This window comes from Rhodococcus sp. IEGM 27 (genome assembly GCF_033142305.1).
GTDB lineage: Bacteria > Actinomycetota > Actinomycetes > Mycobacteriales > Mycobacteriaceae > Rhodococcus_F > Rhodococcus_F oxybenzonivorans.
On sequence record NZ_JAWLSG010000001.1, the window covers coordinates 338416 to 354018 of the forward strand.

Consider the following 15603-nt stretch of genomic DNA (forward strand, 5'->3'; position numbering starts at 1 on the left):
CCGTGTCGCCGGGTGCATTGCGGGCGGTCTGCTGCCACGCTGGGGACGTGATCCGACAGTTGCTCACTCAGGCGGCACTGAATCCTCTCCCCTCACCGCGGACACTCGCGACGCGCCTCGTACCGAAGTCGGGACATCGGGTAGCCGGGAAGCGCATCCTGGTCACCGGGGGTTCGTCGGGTGTCGGCGAGGCTGCGGCACGCCGACTCGCACATCTCGGCGCGGAGGTCGTGCTCGTCGCCCGAGGCGCCCAAGCCCTCGAAGCCGTCCGCGACGACATCCTGCGTACAGGGTGCGACGCGCACGCCGTACCCTGCGATCTGACCGACCCCGACTCGATCGACGCCATGGTGTCCCGGGTACTCGGCGATATCGGCCCTGTCGACGTCCTCGTCAACAACGCAGGGCGCTCGATCCGGCGGACGGTGGAAGATTCGCTCGACCGCTTCCACGACTACGAGCGCACCATGGCGATCAACTACTTCGGTTCGACCCGACTCACTCTCGCGTTGCTTCCGTCGATGCTCGAGCGTCGCGACGGCCACATCATCAACGTGGCCACGTGGGGTGTGCCCGCGGGTGTGATGCCCAAGTTCTCCGCCTACCACGCGTCGAAGGCGGCGGTCGGCGCGTTCGGCCGCAGTCTCGGTGCGGAACTTCGCGATCGCGGCATCGCCGTGACCACCCTCGACCTGCCTCTGGTGCGGACGCCGATGATCGCCCCGACCACGGACTACGACTCGATGGCGGCGTTGTCCCCGGAGCAGGCGGCCGAATGGTTCGTCACCGCCGTCCGGACGCGGCCCGTGGAGTTGCTTCCGGGATATGGGGAGCTGTTCCGGCTTCTGGGCTTCTTCGCGCCGACCCTCACCGACGCTTTGGTGCGGCGGGCCGGCATCTAGCCGGAATGCAAGACTTGGCTCTGTTCCGAAAGCCGCACACACCCAGAGGGAGCCGTTCATGACCGACGCTGTGCTCACCACCCGCGATGGCGACATCATCACGTGGACGCTCAACCGTCCCGAGGCCCGCAACCCGATCTCCGAGCCCGACGTGATCGAGGCGCTCGAGAACGCGGTGGCCGAGGTCAACGGTGACCCCAGCGTGCGCGCCGCCATCATCACCGGTTCCGGTTCGGCCTTCTCTTCCGGCGGCAACGTCAAGCACATGCAGAACCGCGAAGGAATGTTCGGCGGCTCACCCGCCGAAATCCGGCAGGGCTACCGCCACGGTATCCAGCGGATCCCGCTCGCCCTGCACCACTGCGAGGTACCGACCATCGCCGCCGTCAACGGACCGGCAATCGGTGCGGGGTGCGACCTCTCGTTGATGTGTGACATGCGGATCGCCTCCACCGCCGCCGTCTTCGCGGAGAGTTTCGTCAAGGTCGGCCTCGTTCCCGGCGACGGGGGTGCCTGGTTCCTTCCGCAGGCCATCGGCATGGCCCGCGCCAGCGAGATGGCGTTCACCGGTGACGCGATCGACGCCGCCAAAGCCCTCGAGTGGGGACTCGTTTCCCAGGTGACCGAGCCCGACCAGTTGCTGCCGGCGGCGCGGGCGCTGGCCGACCGGGTGGCGGTCAACCCACCCCAGGTGCTCCGGATGACCAAGAAGCTGCTTCGCGAGGGACGTCAACACAGCCTCGAAAGCCTGCTCGAACTCTCGGCGGCGATGCAAGCGCTCGCACACCACACCGCCGACCACCACGAAGCGGTCGGGGCGATGCTCGATCGCCGGACACCGAACTTCACGGGGCAGTGAATCGGTTCCGCCCGGCCGTACGACAGGTTCACCGCACCGCTGCGCCGGAAACACAGCGGCCGTGACCGAAACGTCCCCCAGCCAGCTCGTCCCTGTCCTGTCGGTCCTCGGATCGGTGTTGTCCGTCCAGTTCGGCGCCGCCTTCGGGAGCACGTTGTTCGACACGGTGGGCGCGTCGGGCGCCGTGGCACTGCGGCTCACCGTCGCCGCGCTGATTCTCGGCATTCTGGTCCGTCCACGATGGCGTCGGTGGACGCGACCGCAACGAGAGGGCATTATCGCCCTGGGACTTGCTCTCGCAGTGATGAATTCGGCCTTCTACGAGGCGCTGGCGCGGCTACCGTTGGGCACCACCGTCACCATCGAGTTCCTGGGGCCGCTCACCCTGGCCGCCGTCTTGTCGAGACGACTCCGCGACGGCGTGTGGGTGGTGGCGGCTCTCGCGGGAGTGTTGATGCTCGGATTGCGGGACACGGGCAGCGAGGCGCTGGACGCCGTCGGTGTCGCATTCGCCCTCACTGCGGGGGCGGCGTGGGCGGGCTACATCATCGCCGGTTCCCACTTGGCGGCGACGGTTCCGAGCGCCGACGGCCTGGCCGGTGCCAGCATCGTCGCCGCGGTGCTCACGCTGCCTCTCGGCGTGATCTCAGGCGGGACAGCACTGTTCGATCCCCACACTCTGGCGGTGGGCGCCGCGGTGGCTCTGCTGTCTTCGGTCATTCCGTACACTCTCGAACTGCGGGCGCTGCAGGTGATGAGTAAGAAGGTGTTCGCCATCCTCATCGCGCTCGAGCCGGCTGCTGCCACGCTCGCCGGGGTTCTCGTCCTCGGGCAGGTACTGGGACTGCAGACGCTGGCCGCGATCGCGCTCGTCGTCGCCGCCGGCATCGGGTCGGTGCTGAGTAACAGGTAGTTCATCTCCGCGTCCAGTTCATATCAGGGTCCCGACGTCGGCAGCGACGATGCGGTCCAATGCGCGCTCGGCCACAGCAGCGATCGTCATCGACGGGTTGCACGCGGCGGTGTTGCCGGGCATCAGGGCACCGTCGAGCACGTACAGCCCGCGCTGGCCCTGCACGCGGCCTTCGAGGTCGCACACCGTGCCCATGCAGGCACCGCCCAGCGGATGCCAGGTGGAGGGGAATACCGAATTGGTGTCCGTGAGTATGCTGCCCGGCCCGGCGATTCTTCGCACGGTCGGATCGATATGACCCTGCTGAATGACTGCGTCACCTTCCTTCGGCCAACGCAATACAGCGCCGTCATTCGCCGAGTCGTAGGCAAAGCTGCCACGGCCCTCACTGACGCCGTACCCGACGAGCATCGTGCTGCGGGCGTCGAAGGAGAGCGGTGGAATCGACGCCTGGATGACCGTGTGGGCGGACGAGGGGTCGTCCCAGTTCAGACTGCCGTAGACCACCGGGCCGCCCTGCGGAGCACCGAATTCCTCTTCGAGGCTTGTCCACACATAGATTCGGTCGGCATTGGTACCCCAACCGGCGCCCAATTGGTCGGGTAGGTCCGGAATCTGCCCCTTTGCCGACGCCCGCACCAGCAGCTTGGTGGTGTTCACACTGCCGGCGGCCATCACCAGAGCGGTCGTCGTGAGTATCTTCTTCTCGAGGACTCTGCCGGACGAGTCGATCCGGTCGACGTGCACGATCCATCGGCCATCCTTGGCCCGCTCGACGTCGGTGACCTGGTGCAGCATCTCCACTGTCACGCGCCCGGTCGCCTCGGCGGCGGCGATGTACGTGACGTCGACCGAGTGTTTACCGCCGTTGTTCACGCCGAAAGCGCCCTCGCCATTGGTATACGACGCTTTCACGCGCCCGTGGACCTCGTCGAGCGCGTAGTTCCAGTCGATCGGCATCGGAATCTTCGCCACGGGAAGACCGGCGCGCGTGACATTCTGCTCGAATACCCTTGCAGCCCGGTAATTCGGGCTGGCGACCAATTCGTCGGGAGCGACCGCGAGTTTCAGCATGCGCGCCACCCGCGGGTAGTGAATCCTGTCCATGGTCGCCCAGTCGAGCGCCTCCGGAAAATGAGAGTTGAAGACGGCCTCGGCCGGCTGCAGGGTCATCCCTTGATATACCAAGGACCCGCCGCCGACTCCCGCAGCGCACAGTGCGGTCATGTTCTCACCGAGCACCGTCTCGAGGAGACCTGTGTACGGCTCCATCGCCACCGGCGCGCCGAAGAGCTGTGGGCTGGATTCGTACCAGAGGATCCGTTTGTCCGGAGTTGTAGCGCGCGGGAAAGTTTCCGCGTTGGGACCTGTGGGCCAACGCATTCCACGTTCGAGCACGAGTACCGGCACGCCCGCCTCGGCCAGCCGAAGAGCTGCGACACCACCCCCGAATCCGGATCCGACGACGATCACCCGATGATCTTCGCGGGTGACCGAGGTTCGCGCACCACGGTCCTCGCGACTGACGCCGGCCTGGGCAACACGCGGGCTCGCCAACGCAATTCCCGCGGCGGCCGCGCCCGTCAGAAAGGACCGGCGATTGAGTGCAGACACAGCTTTCCCCCAGCTCTCGATGAAGACGTACTCGGCGAGATGACAAGATAGGTCGACGTGGTCACATCGCGCGTGAGCCGGCCAACCGGACGCACTTTGCGGGCAGAGCGCCCGAAGCAATCCCTCAGGCGAGGTCAAAACTAGACACTCGATCGAGGATGTGTCAAGAATCTCGTTCTTCAGAGAGGCGGAACCTGGGGCGCACACCGCTCCGGGTCGTCACGAGCCGAAGGGCATCGCCGGCAGTAGCCAGCGGGTGAGAAACCTGCGCAGGTCGTCGTCGGCGTGAACGGCTTCGTCGTCGAACATGATGACCGAGAGTCCCAGGCGGACCAGAATTTCGACGATGTCGTCCAGGTACGACTGCGTGTCGGGGTAGCGATCAACGAGAGGTGAGAGTAACTCGCGTGCAACGGGTTTGGCGCGACGCATCATTCCCGCGTCGAAAAGAGGGTTCCCCTGCACGGCCTGGAGCAGTGCCGCGAGGACCGGGTCCGCGTGCACCGCAGCCCGACTGGCGACGACAAGCTCGACGACGAGCTCGAAGGGCGTGTCAGTGGCGTCCAAGCGGGAACGGATGCCGCCCACCACCTCCACCGCAAGACCGGCGATCGCCTGCGACACCAGTTCCTCGCGTGACCCGAAGATGGAGTAGACCGTTTGCCGCGTAACGCCCGCGGCCTGAGCCACCGCCGCGATGGTGACCCCGTCGAAGCCGTCACTTCTGATCAACTCGAGCGTGGCATCCAGAATCTTCCTCCGCGACCGCATGGGGGCCATTATCGGGTACCGCCCTCACGTGGTCGCCCGGCCGTCGCACCGTCTCTCTCCGCGAGCCCTCTCCGCCTGGCAGTATCGACGCCGTGAGTACCGCGAACCTGTCCCGGGCCGAAACAGCCGAACGCAGCCGGTCGATCGAGGTGCTCCGGTACCGAGTGGAGCTCGACCTACTCGGTGCCGTCGACCCCGGCAGGGATACCTTCAGCACCACCACAACGGTGGAATTCTCCTCACGCTCCCCTGACACCTGGCTCGACTTCATCGGTACCCGGGTGGAATCGGTGACCGTCGACGGAACCGCAGTGGGCGTGCAGTACGACGGTGCACGTATCGCATTGACCGGACTACGCGAATCCTCTGTCGTGACCGTCGTCGCACACGGCGACTACTCGCGCAGCGGGGAGGGTCTGCACCGGTTCGTCGACCCGTCCGACGCACAGACGTACCTGTACACCCAGTACGAGCCGGCCGACGCCCGCCGGGTTTTCCCGTGCTTCGAACAACCCGACCTCAAGGCTTCGTTTACCTTCGTCGTCACCGCGCCGCGGGGCTGGGAGGTGATCTCCAACCAGCACGTCGACCGTCGCGACACCGTCAGCGACGGCCAGGTCGTCACCTTCGCAGCTACCTTGCCCCTGTCCACCTATCTCACCGCAATCGTGGCGGGTCCGTACCACAGGGTCGAATCCTCTTGGCAGAGAGGAAACCTCACAGTTCCGCTGAGCGTCCTGTGCAGGGCATCCCTGGCACGATATCTGGACGCCGGCACCATTTTCGAGATTACTCAGCAGGGTTTGGACTTCTTCGCCGACGCCTTCGACTACCCGTATCCATGGGGTAAATACGACCAGGTCTTCGTTCCCGAGTACAACCTCGGGGCCATGGAGAATCCGGGCTGCGTCACCTTCACCGAGGCGTACGTGTTCCGCGGGGCGGCGACCGATGCCCAGTACGAGGGTCGGGCCAACACGATCCTCCACGAGATGGCGCACATGTGGTTCGGCGACCTCGTCACCATGGTGTGGTGGGACGATTTGTGGCTCAAGGAGTCGTTTGCCGACTACATGGGGTCGCTCGCCAGTGCCGAGGCGACGCGGTGGACGCAGGCGTGGGTGGCGTTCGCCGACCGGCGCAAGGCCTGGGCTTATCTCCAGGACCAGCTCCCGACGACCCATCCCATCGTGGCCGACATCGTCGACCTCGAAGCCGCGAAGCTCAATTTCGACGGCATCACCTACGCCAAGGGCGCCAGTGTTCTGAAGCAGCTCGCGTCCTACGTGGGTCGGGACGCGTTCTTCGAGGGCGCTCGCCGCTACTTCCGCGCCCATGCCTTCGGAAACACCACCTTGGCCGATCTGCTGACCGAGCTGTCCGGCACATCCGGTCGCGACTTGACCAGCTGGGCCAAAGCCTGGTTGCAGACCAGCGGAGTATCGACTCTGGCCCTGGAGCGCAACGACGGGGGCGGTGCGAGTCTTTCGCAGACCGATCCCCGACCGCACCGGCTGGCGATCGGCATGTACGACTTCGATGAAGCCGGCGACCTGGTGTGCACCGAGCGAACCGAAATCGACATCACGACCTCGCGCACTCCCGTCGACCTCACAGATGCCCCGCTGGTGCTACCGAACGACGCCGATCTGACGTATGCGAAGGTGCGTCTCGACACTCGCTCGCTGACCACGGTGGAGAACTCCCTCGACCGGGTTCGCGACCCGTTGGCACGCGGGCTGATCTGGTCGTCCCTCTGGAATGCGACGCGGGACAGCGAACTGGAGGCAGCCCGCTATCTTGCCATGGCGCAGCGGTTCTCGCCTACGGAGTCCAACCCGGCTCTCCTGACCTCGGTGCTGTCGAATGTGCCCTTCGCGATCGAGCATTACCTACCCGAATCCGCCCGAGCGGACGCCCGCAGGCGATGGCTCGAGCACACCTGGAACGAAATGTTCGTCAGTGATTCCGGCGACCAGCTCACCTGGGCGCGCGCTGTCGCCGCTGTTGCGGCAACCGACGGAGGCCGGGCGGCGCATATTCGATCGATTCTCGACGGCAGTGCACCGCCGCCGTCCGGACTGTCTCTCGACCCCGACCTGCGGTGGGCGTTCTGGCTCGCTCTCGCCGCCACCGGTCATGCCGATGACACCGACCTGCACGCCGAATGGCAGCGGGACGACACCGGGTCCGGTCGCACCGCGTACCTGCGTGCGATGTCGGCCCGTCCGGAAGTCGCCGTCAAGGCGGAGGCCTGGGCGTCCATCTTCCACGACCACTCGCTGTCGAACGATCACCTCGACGCCACCATCAGCGGATTCCTCGCGGGAGCACGACGTGACCTCGTCGCACCGTTCGCGGCGGACTACTTCGCCGCAGTGCGTCCGATCTGGCGGGACCGGAGCATCGAGATGGCACGCCGGGTGGTGACCGGCTTGTTCCCCCGGGAGACGACCCTCGCCGCGGCCGACGCCTGGCTTGCAGCGAACGCCGACGCACCGGGCGCTCTGCGAAGACTGATCGTCGAGCAACGCGACCATCTCGCGCGCGATCTCCGGGCGCAGGAGTTCAACTGCGGATTCTGGACGCGCACGCCCTCGGACGAACCCTGACGCACGGGCGAGGAGCCCATATCATCGAGACGGGACCGGCATTCGCCCGCGGAAGTACCAGGAAAGGACACTCGTGGACCAGCACAACTTCGAGGTCGAACTCCCGTCGGATACGTCGTTCGAGTCGGCAGAGGAACACGTCCTGCAGGAGATCGTCGGTCCCCGGATGCTCCGCGAGGGCAAGGATGGTTACGCCGACCTGCACGTGCGCACCAAGGTCGAGAGTCGGAAGCCGGGAATCTCGATTTTCGCCGGGTCCTACAAGCTCTAGCAGAACTGTTACTCAGGCGACGGATCGTCGGCCGATCGCGAAGAGTTCCCGAGGCGAATCGATGCCCTTCAGCCTGTGGCTGCCGGCCGGTTCACACCAGAAGTCGTCGGTGTCCAGTTCGTCGTAGAACTCACCGGTGACCACCACCTCGTGGGCGGGTGCGACGGCCACCACGCGGGACGCCATGTTGACCGGTCGACCGAACCAGTCGCCCGCGCTCGGCACTGCGGTTCCCCAGTCGATGCCGGCTCGAAGTGGTGGCAACCCTTCCAGACGGGCGGCATCGACGAGGTCGAGTGCGGCGCCCGCGAGCGCGGAGGCATCCCACGACACCAGCATGACCGCGTCCCCGATCGTCTTCACCAAACGCACAGGCGAGACCACCAGGTCAGTGGCCAGGCGGTCGAGCCGTTCCGCGACCCGGCTCAGATCGTCCGCCGCGCCCTGCTCGCCGAGCAGCGTGAACCCGACGAGATCGGCGAAACACACCCCGATCTGCTGAGAACCCCGGATGTGCAGGTTCGAGTCACCGGCGATGCCGACCGCGTCCGAACGCAGCTGTTCACGCAGGCTCGTCGCAAGAATGTGCGCGAGTATCTGTGCCTGGAAATCTGCGATGCGGCGCACCTCCACCGCATACTGCAGGGCAACTTCCGGGTGATCACCCGCTGCCGCGAGACGGTCCTGGAGGAGTGCCTCCGCGGCATCGGCCAACGTCCAGATATTGCGGCCCATGACGCGTGCGGCCGCGAACATTCCACCTTCGTCGAGTCCCAGATCCCGGTACTGCTTCAATCCTCGAGCAAGGCTCACATCACCGTCGTTGTAGTACGCCCCGTCCTCGGACGCTCCCCTGCCGATGGCACGAAACCAACGGCGGGCATCCTCGACGGTGAGACCGGCCAACTGCGAGATTTCCTCGATGCTGTACGTGCCTTTCGGCGACAAGGCATGCTCGAGCAACAGGTGAGCGAGCCGGTTGCCCTGAGTCGCGGCGCGTAGTTCGTCGATCGTCACGTTCTCCGCGACCAGCGTGTCGAGCACGCCGATCCGGGCAGCACGGTCCGAACCCGAGAGCCCCTCCAGGAGACCGGCACGTTCGAAGTTCTCGATCTGAACACGATGCGGAACCGGACGGCGCAGTAAACGAGGCGCCGGGGACACCAGCCCTCCCGGCCGCGGCACGAGCCGCACGCCGACTCGCCGCGGAAGCCGCCGTTTCGCCCGGGAATTGAGCACGTCCTCATCGTCGCAGGCATCACGGCCTTGATCGCGGAGATTACGGGAAGTGCTTCCCGCGGACGGTGAGACCGAACTATATTCGGTGCATGCCGATTCAAAGTCTGTTGTTGGATGCGGCGGAAGCACACTTCGCACGCCGCGGAGTTCTCGAGACCCGACTGTCCGACATCCGGCAGGAGGTTGGGGCGAGCGTGGGTGCGGTGTACCACCACTTCCCCAACAAGGCCGAGCTGTACGCGCAGGTCTGGCTCCGCGCACTCACCGACTATCAAGATCAGTTCTGGACTGCACTGTCCGAGTGCGCGGACGCCCGGACCGGAATCGAAGGAGCGGTCGTACACCACCTCGCGTGGGTGTCCACACACAGGGACAGGGCCGCGATCCTGTCTGCGCCTCGTCCCCCTGCCGTCGACCAGCGTGTGCACGACAAGAACGCCGCATTCTTCCGCCAGGTGACGCACTGGTGGCGTGTCCACGAGCATTACGGCACGGTCCGTCGCCTCGGCTTCGATGTTCTGTACGCACTGTGGCTCGGACCCGCGCAGGAGTATTCCCGGCACTGGCTCGCCGGCTCGATGACCACCGAACCCGCCGCCGTGGCCCCGGAATTGGCGCGCGCCGCGTGGATGTCGCTACGAACTCAGGAGTGAACCATGACCGTGGATGTCGCCTTGACTCCGGACTCTGCCCGGGCCGTGCTGGAAGCGCAGCCATTCAGCATGCTCGTGGGCGCCCGCATGACGCAATTCGGCGACGGCCGTACCACCCTCGAGATCCCCGTCCGTGACGATCTACGGCAGCAGAGTGGTTTCGTGCACGGCGGCGTCCTGTCCTACGCCGCCGACAATGCGCTCACCTTCGCGGCCGGCACCGTGCTCGGCGCGAACATCATGACCGCCGGATTCACCATCACCTACTTGCGTCCAGCGCTGGGAGTGATCCTTCGCGCCGACGCTCGGGCCGACGCCGCGACCCGGCGGCAGGCTCTGTGCCGCTGCGACATCTACGCAGTGCAGGAAGACGGCTCAGAGGTGCTCTGTGCCGCCGCGCAGGGAACCGCGACGGTCAAGCAGACGCGGTAGCACCGCCGCCACGAGATGACACGATGTATGTCATGGCAGACACAGTGGACCATGCTTCCGTCGTTCACGCGCGCGAGCGCATCGACGGGCTGATCCGGCGCACTCCCACCTTCCGGGCCACCGTTCCGACGGCCCACGGTGACGTTCCGGTGATCTTCAAGCTCGAATTCCTCCAGTACGGCGGATCGTTCAAGGTCCGCGGCAGTCTCAACGCCATGCTTCACGCAGAGGAGGAGGGGCAGCTCGCCGACGCGGGTGTCGTCATCGCCTCCGGTGGAAACGCCGCGATCGGCGCAGCCTGGGCGTCACGCCTGCGCGGTGTGAGGTGCACCGTGGTGGTGCCGAACACCGCGCCCGACATCAAGATCGAGAAACTGCGGGCGCTGGGGGCGGATGTCCGCACGGTGGGTGACCGTTATGCGGAGGCCGCCGCGTACGCCGCAGAGCTCGCCGAGTCGTCGAACGCTCTGGCGCTGCACGCCTACGACCTTCCGGACATCGTCGCGGGAGCGGGCACCATCGCCCTCGAGATCCAGGACGACGTCCCCGAACCGGTCACCTACGTGGTCGCCGTGGGCGGCGGCGGACTGCTGTCGGGCATCGTCGCGGGCAGCCGCGACGACGACGCCATCATCGGTGTGGAACCGCGCGGCGCGGCCACCCTGCACACGGCCGTCGCGGCACGCCGTCCCGTAGACATCGACATCGACAGCATTGCCGGCGACTCCCTCGGGGCCACCCGGATCGGCTCGATCGCGTGGGCCACCGTGTCGGGGCGGCCCGTCGACAGCCTCGTCGTGGACGACAGCGCACTGCTCGACGCGCGAACGCTCCTGTGGGAGGAGTTCCGGATCGTCGTCGAACACGGCACGGCGGCGGCGCTCGCCGCGATCCTCACCGGCGAACTCGTACCACCCTCGGATCGACCGCTGTGTGTCGTCCTGTGCGGTGCCAACACCGCACTGACCAGCTACTGAAGGGCGAGGGATCAGCCGCGGGGTTTCAGCCGGCTGTTCGGCAGCTCAGGCGCAGGCAAAGCCGAACCGTCGTATCCCTCGACGGTTCCGAACCGGTAGTCGGCGGACCCTGCGCCACGGATTTCCGACTGCCAGTCCCGGCGGTAGCCGACGATGTCGTCGTGGCTGCGACCGAGGAAGTTCCACCACATGATCACCTGCTCGCCGAGTGGCTCGCCGCCGAGCAGCAGCAGCCGGGCGCGGGTCTCACCCGTATTTCGCAACGCCACTACCGAGGACCCCGGCGGCTGATAGCCGAGTTCCGCCCACTTCAACGGGGTTCCGCGTAGCCGGACGTCGCCTTCGTCGACCAGAACCCCGACTTCGAAACCGGGTTCGATGTCGAAGGTGACGTCGGCACCCGGATCGAGCAGGACCTCCGCCCCCAGCAGCGGCGAGAATGTCTGGACCGGCGATGTCGACCCCGCCGTGGTACCGAGAAACACCCGGACCGTTGCGCCGTCCAACTCCACCGGTTCCGGCGCATAGGTGTCGAAGGCGGGCGGCGCGTCCTGAGCCGAGGCGGGCAACGCCACCCACAGCTGGGCGCCGTGCAGAATGCGCGTCTCCGGCGTCGACACCTCCGAATGTGCGATGCCCCGCCCCGCCGTCATCAGGTTCAGTTCGCCGGGCCGGACCATGGCGTGTGAGCCGATGCTGTCGCGGTGCTCGATCTCGCCGGTGAACAACCAGCTCACTGTCTGCAGCCCGGTGTGCGGGTGCGGTGGGACGTTCATCCCCCCGGTGAGTCCGACATCGTCCGGGCCGTAGTGATCGGCGAAACACCACGCCCCGATCAGTGAACGCTCGCGCTGCGGCAGAGTGCGCCGGACCGGCATGGCGCGAGGACCGCCCAGCGGAACCTCGCGCGCGCTCAGCACCTCGATACCGTCGCCACCGGGACGGGACTCACACCGCTTCTCCACCGAATTCGCTTCCACATTGCTCACGATTCCATCGTGCCTTTCGTCGGCTCTGCGCGGTACTACGGGTGCGACGTTCGGGGTCTCGTCTCGTCGACAGACGCCACATCAGTTCTACAGAGGGGTGGCCTCGGTCAACGTCCGATCGGCCTTCATCGACGCGTGCGTCGGTGGATTCTCCGGCACGTGCGCCGGACGACGGGCGGCAAACTCCTTGCGCAGCACAGGAACCACCTCGCCACCGAGCAGGTCCAGCTGTTCGAGCACCGTCTTCAGGGGAAGGCCTGCATGATCGACGAGGAACAGCTGACGCTGATAGTCGCCGAAGAAGTCGGCGAACGTGAGGGTCTTCTCGATCACCTGCTCGGGCGTCCCGACCGTCAACGGCGTCTGCTCGGTGAAGTCTTCGAGGCTGGGGCCGTGCCCGTACACCGGGGCGTTGTCGAAGTAGGGTCGGAACTCGTCGACGGCGTCCCGTGCGTTCTTTCGCATGAACACCTGCCCACCCAATCCGACGATCGCCTGATCGGCACGCCCGTGACCGTAATGCTCGTAGCGCTCCCGATACAGATTGATCAGCGCGATGTAGTGCTCCTTGGGCCAGAAGATGTTGTTCGCGAAGAATCCGTCGCCGTGAAAGGCCGCGATCTCCGCGATTTCCGGGCTGCGGATGAAGCCGTGCCACACGAACGGCGCAATACCGTCGAGCGGCCGCGGCGTCGAGGTGAAGCCCTGCAAGGGGGTACGGAACTGTCCCTGCCAGTCCACGACCTCTTCGTCCCAGAGTCGACGCAGCAACCTGTAATGCTCGAGCGCCAGCGGAATTCCCTGGCGGATGTCCTGACCGAACCACGGATAGACCGGAGCCGTATTGCCGCGGCCCATCATCAGGTCGACGCGTCCGTCGGCGAGATGCGACAGCATGGCGTAGTCTTCGGCGATCTTCACCGGGTCGTTGGTCGTGATCAGCGTTGTCGACGTCGACAGGATGATCTTCTTCGTCTTGGCGGCGAGATACCCCAGCATGGTCGTCGGGGACGACGGGACGAAAGGCGGATTGTGATGCTCGCCGGTCGCAAAGACGTCGAGCCCGACCTCTTCGGCGTGTGTGGCAATGGTGGTCATCGCCTTGATGCGCTCGTGCTCGGACGGAGTGCGGCCGGTGGTGGGGTCGGTCGTCACGTCGCCGACGGTGAATATTCCGAACTGCATGAGATGTTCCTCCCGAACCGCATAGTCACGCGTGCATCAATTTGATACAACATTCAACCATATGCGAGTATTCCAGGTAGCTGGGAACGCGAAGGGCGGCAAGCACAGAAGTGCTTGCCGCCCCTCGACGCGATTACGCCGGATCCCCCGCGCAGCCGGTCAGTGCATCATGATCTGCGGAACATCCTCTGCTTCGAGCGACGGATTCACCGTCTTCTTCCGCGGCAACAGGAACGCCGGAATCAGAGTCACTGCGATGAGCACGGTCGCCACCATGAAGGTGTTGCCGAAGGCCTCGGCCGCGGCGTTCAGAATGCTGTCGACGGCGCCGGGAGGCTGCTGCGCGGCCACCTCGGGAACGTGCTGCATCGCCACGGTCTGGTTGTCGAGACCCCGATCGAGGAGCTGGTTCGTCAGAACGACCGACATGACGGCGGTACCGATCGAACCCGCGGTCTGCTGGACGATGTTCATCAGCGAAGAACCGCGCGCGACCTGCTCGTTGGACAGGGTGACGATGGCTGCGGTCATCAGCGGCATCATGGTGCAACCCATACCGAGGCCCATCACGAACAGCGCACCCATCAGCAGCCACGCCGGTGAATCCCCTGCGACCTGAGTGAACACTCCGAGGCCGACCAGAATCAGCGGCAGACCCGTGAGCACGATCTTGCCCGGACCGATCTTGTCGACGAGCCGACCGGCAACCGGCATGGTCAGCATCGCGCCGATTCCCTGCGGAGCCATCAGCAGACCGGCAGCCAGAGTGCTGTGTCCCCCGACCTGGATGAAGTAACTCGGGAAGAGCAGACCTGCACCCATGAACGCGACGATGAACAGCGAGGTCGTGATGACCGCGACCGACAACTGCCGGTTCTTGAACAGGCGGAGGTCGATCAGCGGGTGATCCTTGCGAAGCGCATGGAAGACGAACGCGATGATGAGCACCAGTCCGATGGCTCCGGACACCAGCACTCGAGCCGAGGCCACGGTGCCGACCTCGGGAATGGACGACACACCGAACAGGAACAGCGCCAGGCCGGGCGAGAGCAGCAGCATTCCGAGGAAATCGAAGGACTCCGACGGCGAAGGCTTGTCCGACGGCAGGATGATGAACGCCGCCGCGAGCGCGACGACACCGATGGGCAGGTTGATCAAGAAGATCCAGTGCCAGCTGGCCGCCTCGATCAGCCAGCCGCCGAGGATCGGACCGCCGATGGGTCCGAGCAGCATCGGGATACCGAGCACCGCCATGACCCGGCCGACTCGATCCGGACCGGCCGCCCTTGTCATGATCGTCATGCCGAGCGGCATCAACATGCCGCCGCCGAGACCCTGAAGCACGCGGAATCCGATCAGCGTCGTGATGTCCAAGGCAAAACTACACAGCACCGAGCCGAGCACGAACAGGATCAGCGCGGTCATGTACAGGCGCTTGGTGCCGAACCTGTCGGCCGCCCACCCTGTGAGAGGGATGACGGTAGCGAGCGCGAGCGTGTACCCGGTCATCGTCCACGCAACGGTGGCGTAGGTGCTGTCGAACTCGGTGGCGAATGTCGGCAGCGCGACGCTGACCACGGTCACATCGAGGATCGACATGATGGCGCCGAGCACCACCACCGACGCGATCTTGAGGACCGTGCCGTCGAGCTTGTCGGGCACCGCGGGCGCGGCGTTCGGCGATGTCATCCGAATGTCTCCTGGTTGTCTTCCCGCAGGAAGTTTCCTGCGAGGATCGGTTGTAGGGCCTCGATCAGTCGAGCTCGCTCGGCCTCCGGAATCCGCCATGCGAACTGTCGCAACTGATCACGCTTGCAGTCGATGTGCTGGTTGGCCAGCTTGTGCCCCGCCTCCGACAAGGACACGCGCTTGACCCGCCGGTCACGGTCGTCCTCCCGACGAACGACGAGACCGAGCTTGACGAGCTGGTCGACGTTCCGACCGGCTGCCGCCACCGAGAGCCGTAACCGTTCCGCAACCTCGTTGATCGGCAGTGGCTCACCGTGCTGCGCGAGCGCGAAAAGCATGCGTACCTGAGAGAACGTGAGGTCCAGCTCGATCAGGGCGTCCATCGACTCCGACTCCCCCACACACAACACTTGCGAGAAGAAATCGTTGAGTACATCGAAGAGAAGAGCAGGAGAGTTGTCGGCCACCCCGAAATGCTAGCGCGCATGCAACTATTG

15 protein-coding genes are annotated in these 15603 nt (G+C 65.6%); 8 read left to right on the forward strand and 7 right to left on the reverse strand.

Features of this window, described 5'->3' with window-relative positions:
• The first annotated feature begins 59 nt into the window (after nt 1-59).
• The 3 genes from R4P95_RS01535 to R4P95_RS01545 all read left to right on the forward strand — a co-directional run bounded on the left by R4P95_RS01535 (nt 60) and on the right by R4P95_RS01545 (nt 2674).
• Nucleotides 60-902 carry an SDR family oxidoreductase gene (locus tag R4P95_RS01535; protein WP_317746857.1) on the forward strand — a complete coding sequence of 281 codons (843 nt, stop codon included), beginning with the start codon at nt 60-62 and terminating at the stop codon, nt 900-902.
• Nucleotides 903-960: 58 nt separating this feature from the next.
• The gene (locus tag R4P95_RS01540) at nt 961-1761 is read left to right on the forward strand and encodes a crotonase/enoyl-CoA hydratase family protein (protein ID WP_213573045.1); all 801 of its coding nucleotides are present in this window, start codon (nt 961-963) and stop codon (nt 1759-1761) included.
• Nucleotides 1762-1822: 61 nt separating this feature from the next.
• Nucleotides 1823-2674 carry an EamA family transporter gene (locus tag R4P95_RS01545; RefSeq protein ID WP_213573046.1) on the forward strand — a complete coding sequence of 284 codons (852 nt, stop codon included), beginning with the start codon at nt 1823-1825 and terminating at the stop codon, nt 2672-2674.
• A gap of 18 nt (nt 2675-2692) precedes the next feature.
• Here the strand turns inward: R4P95_RS01545 and R4P95_RS01550 are convergent, their stop codons facing one another.
• Complete coding sequence (locus R4P95_RS01550) at nt 2693-4288, reverse strand: GMC oxidoreductase (protein WP_317746658.1); 1596 nt, start codon at nt 4286-4288, stop codon at nt 2693-2695.
• Between the two features lie 219 nt (nt 4289-4507).
• Nucleotides 4508-5059, reverse strand: a complete 552-nt coding sequence (locus R4P95_RS01555; RefSeq protein WP_317746656.1) for a TetR/AcrR family transcriptional regulator — start codon at nt 5057-5059, stop codon at nt 4508-4510.
• A 92-nt stretch (nt 5060-5151) separates the two neighbouring features.
• On the opposite strand from R4P95_RS01555, the gene pepN reads away from it, so the two are divergent.
• Nucleotides 5152-7671, forward strand: coding sequence for an aminopeptidase N (pepN, locus tag R4P95_RS01560; RefSeq protein ID WP_317746655.1), 2520 nt, complete (start codon nt 5152-5154; stop codon nt 7669-7671).
• Nucleotides 7672-7744: 73 nt separating this feature from the next.
• Complete coding sequence (locus tag R4P95_RS01565) at nt 7745-7942, forward strand: hypothetical protein (RefSeq protein ID WP_213573050.1); 198 nt, start codon at nt 7745-7747, stop codon at nt 7940-7942.
• A gap of 12 nt (nt 7943-7954) precedes the next feature.
• Here the strand turns inward: R4P95_RS01565 and R4P95_RS01570 are convergent, their stop codons facing one another.
• A complete protein-coding gene (locus R4P95_RS01570) occupies nt 7955-9106 on the reverse strand; it encodes an adenylate/guanylate cyclase domain-containing protein (protein WP_159926985.1) in 1152 nt (383 codons plus the stop codon).
• A gap of 164 nt (nt 9107-9270) precedes the next feature.
• Here R4P95_RS01570 and R4P95_RS01575 point away from each other — a divergent pair, with 164 nt between their 5' ends.
• From R4P95_RS01575 to R4P95_RS01585, 3 genes are read left to right on the forward strand one after another with little or no spacing between them, the layout of a single operon-like run.
• Nucleotides 9271-9834 (forward strand): TetR/AcrR family transcriptional regulator, encoded by a 564-nt coding sequence (locus R4P95_RS01575; RefSeq protein WP_159920417.1) that lies wholly within the window; start codon nt 9271-9273, stop codon nt 9832-9834.
• A 3-nt stretch (nt 9835-9837) separates the two neighbouring features.
• Nucleotides 9838-10266, forward strand: coding sequence for a PaaI family thioesterase (locus R4P95_RS01580; RefSeq protein ID WP_213573052.1), 429 nt, complete (start codon nt 9838-9840; stop codon nt 10264-10266).
• Nucleotides 10267-10298: 32 nt separating this feature from the next.
• On the forward strand, nt 10299-11243 hold the full coding sequence (locus tag R4P95_RS01585) for a serine/threonine dehydratase (protein ID WP_213573053.1): 945 nt from the start codon (nt 10299-10301) through the stop codon (nt 11241-11243).
• Nucleotides 11244-11254: 11 nt separating this feature from the next.
• Here R4P95_RS01585 and R4P95_RS01590 read toward each other — a convergent pair whose 3' ends face one another.
• The 4 genes from R4P95_RS01590 to R4P95_RS01605 form a co-directional block, all read right to left on the reverse strand.
• A complete protein-coding gene (locus R4P95_RS01590) occupies nt 11255-12232 on the reverse strand; it encodes a pirin family protein (protein WP_213573054.1) in 978 nt (325 codons plus the stop codon).
• An 87-nt stretch (nt 12233-12319) separates the two neighbouring features.
• Nucleotides 12320-13417, reverse strand: a complete 1098-nt coding sequence (locus R4P95_RS01595; RefSeq protein ID WP_317746654.1) for an LLM class flavin-dependent oxidoreductase — start codon at nt 13415-13417, stop codon at nt 12320-12322.
• A gap of 159 nt (nt 13418-13576) precedes the next feature.
• Nucleotides 13577-15106, reverse strand: a complete 1530-nt coding sequence (locus tag R4P95_RS01600) for a DHA2 family efflux MFS transporter permease subunit (protein WP_317746653.1) — start codon at nt 15104-15106, stop codon at nt 13577-13579.
• Nucleotides 15103-15573 carry a MarR family winged helix-turn-helix transcriptional regulator gene (locus R4P95_RS01605; RefSeq protein WP_213573056.1) on the reverse strand — a complete coding sequence of 157 codons (471 nt, stop codon included), beginning with the start codon at nt 15571-15573 and terminating at the stop codon, nt 15103-15105. The genes R4P95_RS01600 and R4P95_RS01605 overlap by 4 nt, the downstream gene beginning before the upstream one ends.
• Nucleotides 15574-15603 lie beyond the last annotated feature (30 nt).

Excerpts from the sequence above, each read along its gene's own strand:
- R4P95_RS01600 (WP_317746653.1), bottom strand. The coding sequence starts at position 15,106 with ATGACATCGCCGAACGCCGCGCCCGCGGTGCCCGACAAGCTCGACGGC.
- R4P95_RS01555 (WP_317746656.1), bottom strand. The coding sequence starts at position 5,059 with ATGCGGTCGCGGAGGAAGATTCTGGATGCCACGCTCGAGTTGATCAGA.
- R4P95_RS01580 (WP_213573052.1), top strand. The coding sequence starts at position 9,838 with ATGACCGTGGATGTCGCCTTGACTCCGGACTCTGCCCGGGCCGTGCTG.
- R4P95_RS01575 (WP_159920417.1), top strand. The coding sequence starts at position 9,271 with ATGCCGATTCAAAGTCTGTTGTTGGATGCGGCGGAAGCACACTTCGCA.
- R4P95_RS01595 (WP_317746654.1), bottom strand. The coding sequence starts at position 13,417 with ATGCAGTTCGGAATATTCACCGTCGGCGACGTGACGACCGACCCCACC.
- R4P95_RS01540 (WP_213573045.1), top strand. The coding sequence starts at position 961 with ATGACCGACGCTGTGCTCACCACCCGCGATGGCGACATCATCACGTGG.
- R4P95_RS01585 (WP_213573053.1), top strand. The coding sequence starts at position 10,299 with ATGGCAGACACAGTGGACCATGCTTCCGTCGTTCACGCGCGCGAGCGC.